General features: G+C 39.9%; 13 protein-coding genes. 10 read left to right on the plus strand and 3 right to left on the minus strand.

Annotated features, from left to right (window positions below; all coding sequences use genetic code 11):
* Positions 1–15: 15 nt before the first annotated feature.
* The 7 genes from AQPE_RS08255 to porK (AQPE_RS08285) all read left to right on the plus strand — a co-directional run bounded on the left by AQPE_RS08255 (position 16) and on the right by porK (AQPE_RS08285) (position 8,589).
* The gene (locus tag AQPE_RS08255; protein ID WP_318350582.1) at positions 16–1,179 is read left to right on the plus strand and encodes a formimidoylglutamase; all 1,164 of its coding nucleotides are present in this window, start codon (positions 16–18) and stop codon (positions 1,177–1,179) included.
* A gap of 111 nt (positions 1,180–1,290) precedes the next feature.
* Positions 1,291–2,235 carry a PorP/SprF family type IX secretion system membrane protein gene (locus AQPE_RS08260; protein WP_318350583.1) on the plus strand — a complete coding sequence of 315 codons (945 nt, stop codon included), beginning with the start codon at positions 1,291–1,293 and terminating at the stop codon, positions 2,233–2,235.
* Between the two features lie 32 nt (positions 2,236–2,267).
* Positions 2,268–3,608 (plus strand): T9SS ring complex lipoprotein PorK/GldK, encoded by a 1,341-nt coding sequence (porK, locus tag AQPE_RS08265; RefSeq protein ID WP_318350584.1) that lies wholly within the window; start codon positions 2,268–2,270, stop codon positions 3,606–3,608.
* 23 nt (positions 3,609–3,631) lie between these two features.
* Positions 3,632–4,612, plus strand: coding sequence for a type IX secretion system motor protein PorL/GldL (gene porL, locus AQPE_RS08270; protein ID WP_318350585.1), 981 nt, complete (start codon positions 3,632–3,634; stop codon positions 4,610–4,612).
* Positions 4,613–4,629: 17 nt separating this feature from the next.
* The gene (porM, locus tag AQPE_RS08275; RefSeq protein WP_318350586.1) at positions 4,630–6,246 is read left to right on the plus strand and encodes a type IX secretion system motor protein PorM/GldM; all 1,617 of its coding nucleotides are present in this window, start codon (positions 4,630–4,632) and stop codon (positions 6,244–6,246) included.
* A gap of 2 nt (positions 6,247–6,248) precedes the next feature.
* Complete coding sequence (gene porN / locus AQPE_RS08280; protein WP_318350587.1) at positions 6,249–7,103, plus strand: type IX secretion system ring subunit PorN/GldN; 855 nt, start codon at positions 6,249–6,251, stop codon at positions 7,101–7,103.
* A 169-nt stretch (positions 7,104–7,272) separates the two neighbouring features.
* Positions 7,273–8,589 (plus strand): type IX secretion system lipoprotein PorK/GldK, encoded by a 1,317-nt coding sequence (porK, locus tag AQPE_RS08285; RefSeq protein WP_449658199.1) that lies wholly within the window; start codon positions 7,273–7,275, stop codon positions 8,587–8,589.
* 89 nt (positions 8,590–8,678) lie between these two features.
* On the opposite strand, the gene AQPE_RS08290 is transcribed toward porK (AQPE_RS08285), so the two are convergent.
* Complete coding sequence (locus AQPE_RS08290) at positions 8,679–9,767, minus strand: mannose-1-phosphate guanylyltransferase (protein ID WP_318350589.1); 1,089 nt, start codon at positions 9,765–9,767, stop codon at positions 8,679–8,681.
* A 279-nt stretch (positions 9,768–10,046) separates the two neighbouring features.
* On the opposite strand from AQPE_RS08290, the gene AQPE_RS08295 reads away from it, so the two are divergent.
* Genes AQPE_RS08295 through AQPE_RS08305 form a run of 3 tightly spaced genes read left to right on the plus strand, consistent with a single transcriptional unit; the run spans position 10,047 to position 13,532 of the window.
* Positions 10,047–10,784, plus strand: a complete 738-nt coding sequence (locus tag AQPE_RS08295) for an MlaE family ABC transporter permease (RefSeq protein ID WP_318350590.1) — start codon at positions 10,047–10,049, stop codon at positions 10,782–10,784.
* Between the two features lies 1 nt (position 10,785).
* Positions 10,786–11,547, plus strand: a complete 762-nt coding sequence (locus AQPE_RS08300; protein WP_318350591.1) for an ABC transporter ATP-binding protein — start codon at positions 10,786–10,788, stop codon at positions 11,545–11,547.
* A 41-nt stretch (positions 11,548–11,588) separates the two neighbouring features.
* Positions 11,589–13,532 carry an LTA synthase family protein gene (locus AQPE_RS08305; protein WP_318350592.1) on the plus strand — a complete coding sequence of 648 codons (1,944 nt, stop codon included), beginning with the start codon at positions 11,589–11,591 and terminating at the stop codon, positions 13,530–13,532.
* Between the two features lie 174 nt (positions 13,533–13,706).
* On the opposite strand, the gene AQPE_RS08310 is transcribed toward AQPE_RS08305, so the two are convergent.
* Complete coding sequence (locus AQPE_RS08310; RefSeq protein WP_318350593.1) at positions 13,707–15,194, minus strand: Gfo/Idh/MocA family protein; 1,488 nt, start codon at positions 15,192–15,194, stop codon at positions 13,707–13,709.
* 155 nt (positions 15,195–15,349) lie between these two features.
* The gene (locus AQPE_RS08315) at positions 15,350–16,849 is read right to left on the minus strand and encodes a Gfo/Idh/MocA family protein (RefSeq protein WP_318350594.1); all 1,500 of its coding nucleotides are present in this window, start codon (positions 16,847–16,849) and stop codon (positions 15,350–15,352) included.
* Positions 16,850–17,107: the final 258 nt, after the last annotated feature.

The raw sequence follows: 17,107 nt of genomic DNA on the forward strand, positions 1-17,107 counted from the left end.
GATAAAAAACCACTGATGGACTTGCTACATTATTTTGATCCTATTGATTTTGAAAAGGTTAAATGTCCCGAATGGGCTAACAAGAAACATACATTAGGGTATTTGTTGCAGAAAAATCAAGAAAAACTCAAGCCCGAAAAAGCAGACCTGCTTATTATTGGTGTTCCTGAAGATCGGAATTCGGTTGTTGGGGGTTCTGCTAAGGCTCCTGATGAAATCAGGAAACACTTATATAGTTTGAACCGGATTGGTTCGCGATTTAAAATCTACGATCTGGGGAATCTGAAACTGGGCGTTACAGCCAACGATTCGTATTTTGCGTTACGTGATATTTGCGAGCAAATTCTTAACCACCATCAAACCCTGGTTGTTCTTGGTGGAAGCCAGGATCTCACATTTGGAATGTCCAAAGCTTTTGAAGGCCGCCTTTTCAACATGGTAACTGTTGATCCAAAACTTGATTTCAGGAAAGGAGTAAAGACACTTAATTCAGAAAACTACCTGAACCTGATTTTTGAAAAGCAAAAGAACCTTTATTCGTATACCGCACTGGCTTATCAAAACTATTTTGTAGATCCATCAGACATTGACCTTTTTAACAATTATCACTGGGAAGTAAAAAGATTAGGTCAGGTTAGATACGATCTCACCTCAGTCGAACCAATTCTGCGCGATGCAAATGTATTTAGTTTCGACATGAATGCCGTTCGCTGTATTGATGCACCCGGACAATCCATGGCCTCACCCAACGGATTATATTCGGAAGAAGCTTGTCAGGTCGCAAGATATGCCGGAATAAGTGATGTTTTGAATATCGCAGGCTTTTTCAATCTACTACCCGACAAAGACCTCAGTTCGAATTCGTCAAACCTGATGGCTCAAATTGTTTGGCATTTCATCGAAGGATTTTTTAATCGCAAACCAGAAGATCCGCTGGACGATTCGGAAGACTTTAATCAATTCATGGTCGATATGTCTGACATCAACATGACGCTGGTCTTTTTTCAAAGCCGGGTTTCAGGAAGATGGTGGATGGAAATTTCGGATTTTGAAAACAGAAAAGGAGGAATGTATATTGTGCCTTGTGATGAGGACGATTACAAGAAAGCATCGCTCGGAGATATACCAGACAGATGGTGGAAAAACATAAGAAAGATGAGCAAAAGACAAAATAAATGATCTAAACCTGCGTTCATTGACTTTAGATATTCTCAGTGTTTGGTACAGTAAACATTTTTTCATTATTTTACTGCACATAAATTGGGCAAACAGAGTCACAACAATGCTTTTATGAAAAAAATATTTTGTTTTTTATTTTTATATATAATAGCTATCTTAGCCGCAATTGCCCAACAGGATCCGCAGTTCAGCTTTAACAAAGCGACTCAGCTTACTGTTAACCCGGGATACGCAGGAATTGATGGAGCAATGAGTGGTGTGATACTCAACAGATATCAGTGGGTTGGTATTTCAGGAGCCCCTAAAACACTGGTATTTAGCGTTGGTTCAGCCGGCAAAGTATTTGGCTTAAATAGTGGTTTTGGGTTCAATATAATTAGCGACGAAATCGGATTTTCAAAGAATATTTTGGTTAGCTTTGATTATGCATACCAGAAAAAAACAGGGATTGGCGATTTAGGTTTTGGTGTTAGTATGGGTTTTTACAACATGGCAATCAATGGTGCCGATCGTTGGCATTTCCCAACAGGTGAATTTTGGAATTCATCAGACACCAAATTTCCCCAGTCTGAAGCGAGTCAATTGGCATTTGATGCTGGATTGGGAGTACATTTAAGATCGAAGGATTACTTTTTTGGAGCCTCAGTAACACATTTAAATCAGGCTTCAATTATACTCGGAGACGAGGCACGTTCATTTTTGGCACGACATTATTATTTATCAGCAGGTTACAATATCAGGTTAACTGATCCGTTATTTGAATTGCAACCAGCGGTCTATTTCAAATCGGATGGAGTTAGTTTCCAGACCGATTTCTTAGTTGATCTGGTTTATAAAAAGCGGTTTTCTGCTGGCTTAAATTACAGAATTAACGACGCAATTTGCGTTCTTTTAGGGTTTGAATTAAATAATGGATTAAAGATAGGTTATGCCTACGATATAATAACATCTGCATTATCAGGGTACACAGGTGGCTCACACGAGATTTATCTGAGTTACAGCCTTGATCTTGGCAAAAACAGGAATAAAAAATACAAGAGTGTAAGATACTTGTAAAGAATATTTTAGAAGCAACATACAGCTATACTATGAAAAAACTTTTTTCTATTGGGTTAGTTATTTTGATGATTTTTTCGCTATCAAGTTGTAACAAATCAGGCAATGGAGAACTAACGGGAGTAAAGGGAAGAGGAAAATGGTTTGAACCAACTCCTTATGGAATGACCTTTATTCACAGAGGATCTTTCAATCTCGGACCAAATGATCAGGATGTAACATCATCCTCAACACCAGCAAAAACAGTTTCAGTTGATGCATTTTGGATGGATGATACCGAAATCACCAACAATGAATACCGACAGTTTATTCAATGGGTTAGAGACTCAATTGCACGAACAACCTTATCGGAGCAGTTTCCGGAATTTATGAATAGTGAGGATCGAAAAGGTAATCCGATTGATCCACCTCGAATTAACTGGAAAGAAAAATTGGATTGGAGTAATCCGGATTATAGCGAAGCTCTGGCTCCAATGTTTATTCCCGAAAACGAACGGTTTTTCAAGAAAAAAGAAATCGACTCACGAAAATTGTTTTACAATTACCAGTGGATTGATTTAAAACAGGCTGCCCGACGTGTAAACATGTACAATTATGAAACCCAAAGCTACAGTGGTGGAAGTGTAACCGACACAAAAGGAGAAGAAAAAGCAGTAGAAAACCGTTCATCGTTTATTTTTAGCAACCAGGTAAATATCTATCCTGATACCTTAACCTGGATCAGAGATTTTACATTTTCATACAATGAGCCGTGGGCGACCCGTTATTTTTGGCATCCCGGATTTGATGATTATCCTGTTGTAGGAGTTACCTGGGAACAAGCCAAGGCATTCTGCAATTGGAGAACCAAACTTCACAACGATTTCCTTTCAAGCCAAAGAGAAGCAACTTTGCAGGATTACCGATTACCAACTGAAGTTGAGTGGGAGTATGCAGCTCGTGGAGATCACCAGTCATCAATGTACCCATGGGGTGGATATTATACCCGCCAGCAAGATGGTGTCTTCCTTGCCAACTTTAAGCCGTTAAGAGGAAACTATGTTGAAGATGGAGGAATGGCAACCATGAAAGTTGGAAGTTACGAAGCAAATGATTTCGGGCTTTACGATATGTCAGGTAATGTTGCTGAATGGACAAGTTCGGCCTATGATGAGTCCGCTTACATGTACATCAATGATTTCAATCCAAACTTTGAATATAATGCAAGACCAGGAGATGCTCCTGCGATGAAGCGTAAAGTTATACGTGGAGGCTCCTGGAAAGATATTTCCGCATTTCTCCAGGTCTCAACAAGAAGCTTTGAATATCAGGATACGACCAAATCCTATATTGGCTTCCGTTGCGTTCGTTCTTCCTTTGGAAACGAATTTTAATTAACGATCTAAATTCTGAACAAATGAATATTGGTGAAATACTTAAGACAAAAAGGTGGAAAGTATTAATGGGGTATGTCTATGGTTGGGGTGCTTCCCTGGTACTCATCGGTGCTCTATTTAAACTTCAGCACTGGAATCATTCCGGAATCATGCTTACCATTGGTTTGTTGACAGAAGCATTTATTTTCTTCCTTTCTGCTTTTGAACCACCATTGGAACAACCTGACTGGGCCAAAGTTTATCCTGAATTACAGGAAGATTATGAACTTTTAGAACCGATTGAAGAAGCTCAGAATAATGGCAAGGTTGGAAATTTAGACGCATTATTAAACAGCACCAATATTACTCCTGAGCTGTTGGCAAAAATTGGCAAAAGCTTAGTTGATTTGTCTAATACCGCATCAGGAATAAGCGACATTTCAACAGCAACTCTGGCGACCGACATCTATGTCAGGAACCTGAATTCAGCTTCAGAATCGATGATGGCGTTTTCAGAAATGAATACTCAGGCCAACCATACAATTAATAATTCGATTGGTGAATTGGTAAATTCATATAGTAACACAGCACACAAGATTTCGGAAACAGGTGAAAATATGCTGTCGAGACTAAATGAATCAAGTGTAAAATTCACCAAACAAATGGATGAATCAGGCAGTAAACTTACCGAATCTTACCAAAGGTTTTCTGGCACCATGGAAAAGGGATTAAAAGATTTCGAAGTAAATTCTTCGAGCTATGGTGAAAGCTTACATAAACTGAACAAGAATATTGAATCATTGAATGTAGGCTACGAAAAACAATTAAAAGGGACAAGCGATCAAATACATGCCTCAGCAAAATTCTTCGAAGAGCTTAACCAGATGAACCAGATTATCGCTTCATCGGCACAAGAAATGAAGAAATACAAGGAAAATGCCGAAAAATTAAATTCACACCTAGATGCTCTGAATTCGGTTTATGGAAATATGCTGGGAGCCATGAATTATAAAAAGAAGTAATTTAATTCGCGAACACTATGTCAAGTAAAAATTGCCCGGAATCAACGAGGCAAAAAATGATTAATATGATGTATCTGGTGTTAACAGCAATGTTAGCATTAAATGTGGCATCCGAAGTACTTGAATCGTTCCGGATTGTTGACGCTAGTTTAACCCAGACTCTTAATAATATAAAACGGAAAAATGATCAAATATATGGGGCATTTGATGCTGCATATATTTCGAATCCGGCTAAAGTTAAAGAATGGAAAGATAAAGCCGATCAGGTAAACAAAAGAACTACTGATTTAATTACACAAATTAAGGACCTGAAAGAACAACTGGCATTAGCTTCGGGTGGAATACCACTAAAGCAGGCCCAGGCTGAAGGTGCATCTCTTGTATCTGGGGAACCATTCCTTGTTAATAGCAAGGGCGATACCATCCTGATCAAAAAAGAGGATGATTTAAATACTCCTTCGGAGATCATGATCAAGCAGAAGAAAGCAAATGATTTGAAGAACAGCATAAACGGATACCGCGACTTCCTAGCGTCCTTTATGGAAAACGGTTCTCCTCTAAGTGAAAATATTATTAAACAGTTGGACACATCCGACCCCAAAATTAATCTGAAAGAGGGTGGGGAAAAGAAGTCTTGGGAAAGCTTGCATTTTGAAAACAAACCATTGATTGCGGTCATAACTTTGCTTTCGAAAATGCAAATCGACATTGAAAATGCCGAAACAAATGTTATTTCCAGTCTTTTTAGCCAGATAGATGCTGCATCGTTCAAATTCAACAGACTGGGAGCAAGAATACTTGCAACATCAACTTACGTGCTTCAAGGTGACCAGTTTGAGGCCGAAATCTTCTTAGCAGCCGAGGATACAACGCAACAACCCGAAATATTTGTAGGCAATACTAAACTGACCATGCGTGATGGAAAAGGAATATATAAAGTTCCTGCTTCGCAAGTTGGTACATTTAAATGGGGTGGTTTAATAAAATATAAAAATCCGGAAGGGAACATTAACAGTTATCCTTTTCAGGGCGAATATCAGGTAGGAAAGCCAAGCGCCACTGTTTCACCTACGAAAATGAATGTGATGTATATCGGAATTGCAAATCCTATAAAAATCTCGGTTCCAGGCGCTGCATCTGAGAATTTGGTAGTCACTTTAAACAATGGTCGTATTGAGAAAGCCGGAGATGATTACCTTGCCTATCCATCAAAACTTGATGCTACAGGCAAAAGTACCACAATATCGGTTTCAATTAGATCTGGCAGCGAATTAAGACCAATGGGTTCGATGGATTTCAGGGTAAAAGAAGTACCACCACCACTTGCAACAATTGGAGGAAAAAATGGAGGGAACCTAAAAAAAGAAGAATTATTAGCTGAAGATGGACTCTTTGCTGATTTAAAGGATTTTGACTTTGATTTGAAGTTCAAGGTAACGCAATTTGATGTAAACATTTCTGGAACATACGTAAAAACATACAGTTCGAAAGACAATAAGTTTACTTCCGAACAAAAAGACCAGTTTGGGAAGTTAACACAAGGAAGTATAATATTTATAGATAACATTATGGCGAAAGGGGACGATGGCCAACCAGCGCGTCCATTATCTCCTATCAGTTTTAAAATAAGATAGTCATGAAAAAGATTTTAGTATTCATTGGTGTATTGGCTTTACTGTTTGGAGCCACCCAGCAAGAAACCAAGGCTCAGATTATTGATGGAGCATATAAACGCACCGACGTTTATAATCGCAAACCAACGCCATTACCCTACGTCAGAGAAGCCGATGTGATGTGGCGTAAGAAAGTCTGGCGTATCATTGACCTTCGGGAAAAGATTAACCAACCTTTGTATTTTCCAACGAAAGAAGTTGATGGAAGATTCAATTTGGTAAACCTGATGATTCAAGGTGTAAAAGACGGCAAATTAACCGCCTATGATGCTAAGAACGATGACGAATTTAAAGTTCCTATGACTTTTGAGCAAGTGAAGGAAGCTTTTGGTGCAACAACAAGAACCCGAAAAGTTCGAAACGTTGATACAGGTGAACTTCAGGACAAAGTTGTAGCAGGTGAAATCCGCTCTGAAGAAGTCAAACAATTCATGGTGAAAGAAGAATGGTATTTCGACAAACAGACTTCAACAATGAATGTGAGAGTAATTGGAATTTGTCCAATTCAGGAATTCTACCGCGACGAAGATACCAATCAGGAACAGGTGCAACGCCGTCAGGTATTTTGGATTTATTTCCCTGAAGCTCGGGAAATCATGGCTGCCAATGAAGTTTTCAATCCCCAAAACACAGCACGTAACTTATCGTTTGACGACATCTTTCTGAAAAGAAAATTTAATTCGTACATCGTAAAGGAAGAAAATATTTACAACAACCGAGAAATTAGCCAGTATCTTGGAAGTAAGGATGCTATGCTTGAAAGTAAACGAATTGAAAATTCGATATTCGATTACGAACAAAATCTTTGGGAATATTAATAACTAACAGCATAAGCTAAAGCCTTATGGGAAATTCCTGATAAGGCTTTTTTTTTGAAGAATTAAATTCTGAACAATAAAAATCTTCTTCCAGAGTTTTTCTGAAATTGATGGTTTTTATTTGTGATCCGGTATCTAAAGTATGTATAGAATTCTGCTCATAAGTTTGATGGCCTCATTCCTCTTCAGCTCATGTCATCGAGACTGGACGAGCCAGCTAACTAGTGCCCAGAATAGAAAACCATATTTTGAGCCTATTCCCTACGGAATGAATTTCATTAAACAAGGCAGCATTAACGTAGGCCCGTCCGAAGAAGAAGTTGATCGCTCAAGTACTCCGGTGAAAACCGTCTCCGTTCCGTCATTCTGGATGGACGATACTGAAATCACAAATAATGAATATCGCCAGTTTGTTTATTGGGTCAGAGATTCAATCGCACGCCAACTTCTATCCGAAACAATCCCTGAATTTCTGATTTCTGAAGGAAGAAAAGGAGTCATTCTTGAAAATCCCCGACTCAACTGGCTTGAACCTATTGAATGGAAAAATCCGGAATATCAGGCCGCACTTTCTGAAATTTATATTCCAGAAGCAGAACGATTCTTCAACAGAAGAGAAATTGATTCACGAAAACTCAAATTTGAATATTATTGGGTTGACTACCGGCAAGCTGCCAAACGAGCAAATAGTTATAATTTTGAGACACAGAGCTACGGAGGAAATGTTATAGATGCAAACGGAAAAGAAAGTCCTACGCAGAACCGATCATCGTTTATCATGCATGAAACAACACCGGTATATCCGGATACTTTAGTTTGGATACGCGATTACACCTTTTCCTACAACGAACCTTTAACCGAAAAGTACTTCTCCCATGTTGCCTACGATAATTATCCGGTTGTTGGTGTCACATGGGCACAAGCCAAAGCTTTTTGTCAATGGAGAACGAAGCAAATGAATAACTTTCAGGATATGATTAAGAATCCGGGAGTAATGGATTACAGATTGCCTACAGAAGTTGAATGGGAATACGCTGCCCGTGGCGGTCATCAGATGACTCTTTATCCGTGGGGAAGTTATTACTCAAGAAACGAAGAGGGAAGTTTCGTTGCCAATTTTAAACCGATGCGGGGAAATTATGTATCGGACAGTGAATCAAGCATAACAACTATGAAAGTTGCCAACTATCTGCCAAACTCATATGGTTTGTACGACATGGCTGGAAACGTAGCTGAATGGACTTCGAATGCCTACGCTGAATCAGGTTATGAGATCATGAGTGATTTCAGTCCCGACTTCCAATACAATGCAAAACCCGATGATCCTCCTGCATTGAAACGAAAAGTCATTCGTGGCGGATCGTGGAAAGACATTGCCTATTACGTTCAGGTTTCGACCCGAAGCTTTGAATATCAGGATTCGGCAAAGTCGTATGTTGGATTCAGATGCGTTAGAAGCACGTTTAAGCCAAAGTATTACGAATAGAAAAAAGTCATTAGTCATTGTGAAATTGTTTAAAAACCCCCTTTTCGAATGACTAATGACTCTTTTCCATCGTCCTTATTCCTATCGTCTTAAATGTATTGTTCGCCTTTATTCATCCGAACATCGTTAACGAATTGCCTGATTTGCTGTTCGTCTTCCTTCCGGCAAACCAATAATGTTTCCTCCGATTCGACAACAATATATCCTTCAAGACCATGAAGAACAACCAGTTTTTCATTTGGCATGTTCACAATACAGTCTTTAGCGCCGTACAACATCACGTTTTTACCTGTAACAACATTTCCCTGATTATCCTTAATTGAATTTTCATACAACGATCCCCAGGTTCCAAGATCGCTCCATCCAAAATCGGAACACAAAACATAAACATTGGTGGCCTTCTCCATGATTCCATAATCAATGGAGATATTCTGACATTCAGAATAAGTCTTATTCAGGAATGGGATCTCGTCGGAAGTCCCGTACAATCGACTTCCCCTTTCAAACAATTCGGAAATCGAACTCAAATGAGTGTTGAAAGCCTTCAAGATGGAAGGAAGCGACCAGATAAAAATTCCAGAATTCCAGAAAAACTCACCACTTTCAATGAATATTTTTGCTAATTCGATATCAGGCTTTTCTGTAAATGTTTTTACTTTATGCAAATTTGCAACAGATTCAATAGCTCTATTACTCTCAATTTGAATATAGCCATAACCAGTCTCCGGCCGATTAGGCTGAATACCCAGAGTTAGCAAGGCGTCATTTTTACTAACAAATTCAATTCCCTTTCTGATCTCTTCCAGAAATGCATCTTCCTGCTGTATAAAATGATCAGAAGAAGATACTATGATATTAGCTTTGGGATTTATCTTCTGAATTTTATAGCTGGCATAAGCAATACAAGGAGCTGTACTTCTGCGCAAAGGCTCAAGAAGTATCTGACTTTCCTTAAGCTCAGGGAGCTGCTCCATCACAAGCTCTTTGTAGTCGACACTTGTTACGATAAAAAAATTATCATTGGGGCAGATTTTCGTAAACCGATCGTAGGTCTGTTGAATAAAAGTACGGCCAGTTCCAAGAATATCGAGGAATTGCTTCGGCATATTACTCTTGCTTAAAGGCCAGAAACGACTACCAATTCCTCCCGCCATTATCACACAATATGTATTATTCATTGGTCAAGATATTTATGATTAGCTAGTTGCACCCTGGTTGCATTATAAAATAAACCCGATCAGGTCGTCCAACTTTGGGTCAAAATCTTTTATCAAGATACTGAGTTTAAAATTAAAACCCTCGAAAAAATGACTGTTTTTGGAATATTTGTACCTTTAACCATTACAAATAAATGAATTGACAGTTGTCTCAGAATCATAAATACATTGATTTGTAGCTTTTTACTTAGATTTTGATCAGAATAAAACGTCACTGAAAGATATAAATACAGGTTTTGAATGAATATTTTTAATCAAACAGGTCAATATTTTGCACTCCTACTGAAAGTCTTCAGCAAACCTGAACGACATAGTTTGTATATCCGACAGACCTTTAATGAAATTGAGAACCTCGGGATTAAATCGGTTGGTATTGTAGCTGTTATCTCCATTTTCATGGGTGGAATCATGACCTTACAGGTTGCCTATAACATGGTCAATCCATTATTGCCAAGAACAATCATTGGCTTAGGAAACCGGGATTCGCTGATTCTTGAGTTTTCATCGACCATAATGGGACTGATCATGGCTGGGAAAATCGGGTCGAACATAACCTCCGAAATCGGAAGTATGAAAGTGACTGAGCAAATTGATTCACTTGAAATTATGGGAGTTAACTCAGCCAGTTACTTGATATTGCCTAAAATTATAGCCGTAGTTCTGATGTTTCCATTACTCTACATTCTTAGTGTATTCTTCGGAATAATTGGCGGACTTATTGTTGGTCCGGCAGTTGGGGCGGTGACTATTACCGATTATATTAATGGAATTCAATCTTCGTTTAATCCCTATTATGTCACCTTTTCACTGATGAAATGTCTGGTTTTTGGCTTCCTTATTTCATCTATTTCAGCCTTTTTTGGTTATACCGTTGAAGGTGGAGCATTCGATGTTGGTACGGCAAGCACCCGGGCGGTGGTCAACACAAACATCCAGATTCTGGTTTGGGATTTGATTTTAACTCAACTGCTTTTGTAAGATGATCGAAATTAAAAACATATACAAATCATTTGAAAACAAGGATGTTCTGAAGAACATCTCGAAAGTATTCAACCAAGGGGAAACCAACCTGATTATCGGACGAAGCGGATCGGGAAAGACGGTTCTGCTGAAGTCAATTGTAGGATTGCACGAAGTTGATAAAGGTCAGATCTTGTACGACAATCGCGATTTTACTTCGATGGGACAGAAACTCCGCAAAAAACTCCGGCAGGAAATGGGTATGGTTTTTCAGGGTGGTGCCCTCTTCGATTCCTTGACGGTAGAAGAAAATGTCCGCTTCCCACTCGATATGTTTTCAGAACTTACCTCTCTAGAAAAACAAAAACAGGTCGATTTTTGTCTCGATCGTGTTAATATTACTGATGCAAACAAACTCTATCCTTCAGAAATTTCAGGAGGTATGCAGAAAAGGGTTGCCATTGCACGCTCCATTGTACTAAATCCCAAATACTTGTTTTGCGACGAACCCAATTCGGGACTTGATCCTGAAACCTCAATGGTTATTGACGAACTGATTCATTCAATTACCGTTGACCTGAAAATAACAACCATCATTAATACTCACGACATGAATTCGGTGATGGAAATTGGGGACAATATCCTGTTTATTTCTGACGGTGAAATGTGTTGGGAAGGAAACCGTAAAGAAATTTTGTATTCCGAGAACCAGAAACTTCAGGAGTTTGTTTTTGCCAACAAACAATACCAAAGAATCCGCGATGATAAAATCAATCAGTAACGGAACCTGAAAAATGAATTCTAAATAATTTTAAGAAACTGATGCTGAAACGACAGTTAAGCCTGAAGAAATACGAAACTAACGAGTATCTGGTTTTGCTTTACCGGTTTTCGCTCCTTTTGGGGTTCTATTCGATCTGCCGGATTTTATTTTTTCTATTCAACACCGCCTCATTTCCCAAAGTCACGTTTTTTTCGTTCCTGACAATGATGAAAGGCGGACTTATGTTTGATGTCAGCGCATTATTATATTTGAACGCGGCTTACATACTGCTCTTTCTCCTACCCTTTGAGTTCAAATTCAGCAATTGGTACCAGAAAACATTAAAATGGCTTTTCATGATTAGCAATGGCTTTGGGATTGCTTTTAACCTGATTGACATTATTTATTACCGATACATCCTGAAACGGACAACTGCCAGCATGTTCGATGTTGCAGCCTTCGATGCCGGAAATGGTAGGTTGATCCTACGTTTCTTTTACGATTTCTGGTACATCCCAGTCATTCTCATCGTTTTACTGGTTTTACTTTCAGCATTGTACGCCCTGATTAAGCCCAAAGCTATCAGATTCCGTCACCCGTTTATCTATTTTCTTTCAGGAATACCTGTAATTTTTATTGTAGTTGTACTATCGATTATTGGAATGCGTGGAGGTTGGCGGCACAGTACCCGACCGATTAACATGAACAATGCCGGAGCATTTGTAAATGCGCCTGAAGAAATGGCTATCGTACAAAATACCCCGTTTTGTATTTTCCGCACCTGGGGGAAAAAGGCCTTTGTTCATAAATCGTATTTCGCCTCGGAAGACGAATTGAACCGAATTTATTCGCCTGTTCATGTTCCTGACAGCATTGGGCCCGCCCGAAAAGACAACGTGGTGATCATTATTCTGGAAAGTTTCAGCCGGGCATTTGTAGGTTCGCTAAATCCGCAACTGACTGACCCACGCGACAAAAGTTATACCCCATTTCTCGATTCACTGATCAACGAAAGTCTTGTTTTCCCAAATGCATTTGCCAACGGACGTAAATCAATCGACGCCATTCCATCAGTTACTGCAAGTATTCCAGCGCTGGTACTGCCATATGTTATTTCAGAACGATCTGGAAATTCGATCAATAGCATTGCCAGTCTGCTTTCAGTGCAGGGGTATCAAACTGCCTTTTTTCATGGAGCGCCCAATGGATCGATGGGTTTTGATGCTTTCACTAAGATTGCTGGGTTTCAGAAATATGTTGGGAAAAACGAATATGGGAAAGAAGCTGATTTCGATGGCGTTTGGGGCATTTGGGACGAACCTTTCTTCCAGTTCTTTGCCCACGAAATGAATAAGATGCAGCAGCCGTTTGCAACAACCATTTTCTCGGTTTCGTCGCATCATCCATATGAAGTTCCGGAGAAATACAAGGGTAAATTTCCTGAAGGACGACTTCCGATTAATAAATGCATTCACTATACCGATCATTCGCTTCAGAAATTTTTCGACCTAGCCCGAACCATGCCCTGGTTTAAAAATACACTGTTTGTCATTACAGCCGATCATGCTGTTGATTCTGCCATACAAGGATATTACACTTCGGTAAATTATTTTGCGATTCCAATCCTTTTTTACAAACCCGACGGAAGCCTGAAAGGTGTAGATACGGGTTTGGCTGAACAAATTGATATTCTTCCTACCATACTCAGTTACCTGAATTACCCTTATCCATATGTGGCTTTTGGAACCAATTTATTAGACAAAAACAGCAAACGATTTGTGATTAATTACATACAGGATTCGTACCAGTTTTTAAGTGGCGATTATGCTTTTTACCTCACCGACGACAAACTTACCGCCATTTACAACCGGAAAGAAGATCCTGAATTAAAGAAAAATTTGCTTGGAACTGTTGATTTTGTGGAAGAACTGCAGCTACAAAAAGCCATCGTCCAACAGTTCAACAACCGAATGGCCGATAATCGAATGGTGATTGGGAAATGATATTCTTGAAACCACGTAGGTCACATAGAAAAGTATTTTCACAGCAAATTTCGCACTAGCCTGACAAGAATTTGGAGAATCATAAAAACAAATAGGACATAAATGATAAAATCTATGTGTCCTATTGTGCCTATGTGGTTAATTTTGAAAGCAGGTGGCTGAGCCTGTCGAAGCCTAAATTTGCTCCCATCCGTCCCTGTAATTGTGCCTGATCCACTCTTCTGCCGATGCCAATGCAGGAATAGTATCGTATTTGGTATCGAATTTTGGGTCGCCGTTCACCACTTCAAATTTGTTGGAAGTTACCACCCTGATATTTTCGGATTGCCCGATGTTGGTGAATTGCATGTTTTTACCGTCCCAAATCAGTCGTTTTCTCAAATCCTGAAGACGGACAGCCAGAACACCCATCACTACCATTTCATTGAGCGGACCTGAATAACCGAAATATGAACTAGCCTCTACCCTATTGTCTTTATTCTCTTTTGCTGCACGAATCCAGTCTTGTTCATGTCCATTGGTATCAGCATTCTGGATACGCCTGATAATTTTTTCGGGTTCGTTAAAATGAGTCATTTCAGATGTGGGCAACAATGTTGGATTAGCGCCGTAGCAGCCACACATGATTTTACCTTTAGTTCCGTAAAAAATTACCCCACCATTCCAGTCACCCATTTGTTCACCGTCTTTCAGTTCCGCCGGGCGTTCCGGTAGCATTCCACCATCATACCAGGTTATTTTAACCTCAGGCATACCAACTTTCGAAAGATTATCTCTTCTGGGAAACCAATAGGTTACCTTTTCAGCATTGGGAGCCGATTCATTATTTACTGTGGTTGAACTAGCTTCAACAGCTGTTGGATATTGCAACATCAAGGCTTTGAAAACCGGATCGAGAATATGGCAAGCCATATCGCCTAATGCACCAGTGCCAAAATCCCACCAACCGCGCCAGTTCCAAGGTGTATAAACCTCATGATAGGGACGAAATTTGGCTGGTCCAATGAAAAGGTCCCAATTCAGTGTATTCGGAATCCGCATTTTATCAGTAGGCCGTTCCAAACCTTGCGGCCATATCGGGCGATTGGTCCAGGCATCCACCGAAGTCACTTCGCCAATAGTTCCAGCCCAAATCCATTCGCAAACCTTACGGATTCCTTCTCCTGAGTTACCCTGGTTTCCCATTTGGGTAGCAACTCCATATCGTTTGGCCGTTTCGGTCATTATCCTTGATTCGAATACCGAATGAGTCAGCGGCTTCTGAAGATAAACATGATAACCCGATTTCATAGCCATTAAAGCGGGCAAGGCATGAGAGTGATCGGGCGTTGCAATCATCACGGCATCAATGTCTTTCTGCTTGGCAAACATTTCGCGGTAATCCTGATATTTTTGAGCAAGCGGCCATTTCCGGAATGCATTTCGTCCGGCGTACTTTGAATCAACATCGCACAAGGCAACAATATTTTCGGTATCCATGTTCGAAAGGTTATTAAAACCCATACCGCCAACACCAATTCCGGCAATATTAAGTTTGTCGCTCGGGGCTTTGTGCCCAAGACCAGCAATTACTTTTGATGGCAAAATGGTTACAGCTGTTGCAGCCAGCGCAGTTGTCCCAAGAAAATGTCGGCGACTGATGTTCGAATGATGATTTCCCATGGTATTATTACTCCGTAAGAATATATTTTCTAATTCGGTGAAAATAGGTATTCCGATTTAATTTCAGAAATGAAACGGACACTCTAATCGTTAAAGAACTAAAAAAAGGCGGACATTTTCATGTCCACCTTTCAGTTATATTTCCATTTAAACAATTATGCCGGCATTTCTGGAAGGCTCCAAGGTTTGCGGTATGTATGTTTGATCAGTTCTGCTGCAAATTCGGTAGCAGGAACCGGGTCAGTATAGGATCTGTCAAACGTAGGATGTCCATCATGAATTTTGAATTTATCTTCAACGATGATTTTGATTTTTTCGTCGTCAGTGATGTTGGTAAATTTCATGCTTGGTCCGTCCCACAATAATTCTTTGTTTAGGGTTTGTAAGCGAACTGCCAATACTCCCATAACCACCATTTCATTAAATGGTCCGGCTTCACTGAAATTAGAAGCAGTTTGGATACGGCTTTCTGGTGATTCTTTAGCTGCACGTACCCAATCCATTTCGTGTGAAGTTTCAACGCGGCGACGGAATTTTGGAGCTTCTGGTTTAGCAACAGTACCATCCGGACGTAAAATCCAAGGATTAACACCGTAGCAACCACAAACTAAAATACCTTTTGTTCCATGGAAGAAAACGCAACCACCCTGATCGTTAGGATCTTTACCTGCAGGCCATCCGGCTGGAAGCATTGGTTTGATTCCACCATCGAACCATGAAACTTCAACTTGCGGAAGTACAGCTTTTTTCGAACCTTTCCACTGCCGTTTTACCGAACGGGTAGGGAAAGTCAATTTTACTGACTGTGCAGTTGGAGCACAATCCTGCAACAATAAAGTTGAATTACCCTGAGCTTTAGTTGGGTAGCCTAATTCAAGACCTACGAATACAGGATGTAAAATGTGGCAAGCCATATCGCCTAAAGCACCTGTACCATAAGCCCACCAGCCACGCCAGTTCCATGGGTGATAAATTTCGTTATATGGACGCATTTTGGCTGGGCCTGTAAATAAATCCCAATCCAATGTTTCAGGAACCCATTGTCCTTGACTTGGAGTGTTCAAGCCTTGTGGCCAGATCGGACGATCGGTAAAAGCCTCAACTTTAGTCACTTCGCCTATTTCGCCATTTGCAAGCCATTCGCAGGTGAGGTTAACACCTTCGCCAGAAGATCCCTGATTACCCATCTGAGTGGCTACATTGTATTTAGCAGCCAACTTGGTTAATAGGCGTGATTCGTAAACAGTGTGAGTTAATGGTTTCTGTACATATACACTTTTACCCATTTCGATAGCATGAGCGGCAACAATACAGTGTGTATGGTCAGCAGTTGCAACCAAAACACCATCAATCGATTTGCCAAGCTCATCGTACATTACTCTCCAGTCCTTGTACTTTTTAGCTCCCGAAAATTCTTTGAAACAGCCGTCGGCATATTTCCAGTCCACATCGCATAAACCAACGATGTTCTCCGATTTAAGATTTTTTAAATTTGCATGGCCCATACCGCCGACACCAACAGCAGCAATGTTTAATTTGTCACTGGGGGCTTTGTGGCCCATTCCGGCAATTACATTGCTCGGAAGAATGGTTACCGCAGCAGCAGCGGTTGCTGAGGTAGCAAGGAATGATCTTCTGCTAAATTTGTTTTCCATTGGTAAATAATTTGATTTAGGTATAAAAAAAATTGTTTGTGTTCAAAAAATCCCCTAAAGGTAAAATTATCTTCCCTATTCACCAAGCATAATTGAACGATCTTTTAGAATACAAATTTTCCTTTTACATCAAGGGTTTTAAAGTGTTTTTCAGACACTTTAGTATAAAATCAAGTAAATGAAACGAATATCCCGCTGAACCGATTTTGGTAGCAGAAAAAGAGATTGAAATTTAATTTGAAGTACTTGCCTTCTGGT

It is taken from the genome of Aquipluma nitroreducens (assembly GCF_009689585.1).
Classification (GTDB): Bacteria; Bacteroidota; Bacteroidia; order Bacteroidales; family Prolixibacteraceae; genus Aquipluma; species Aquipluma nitroreducens.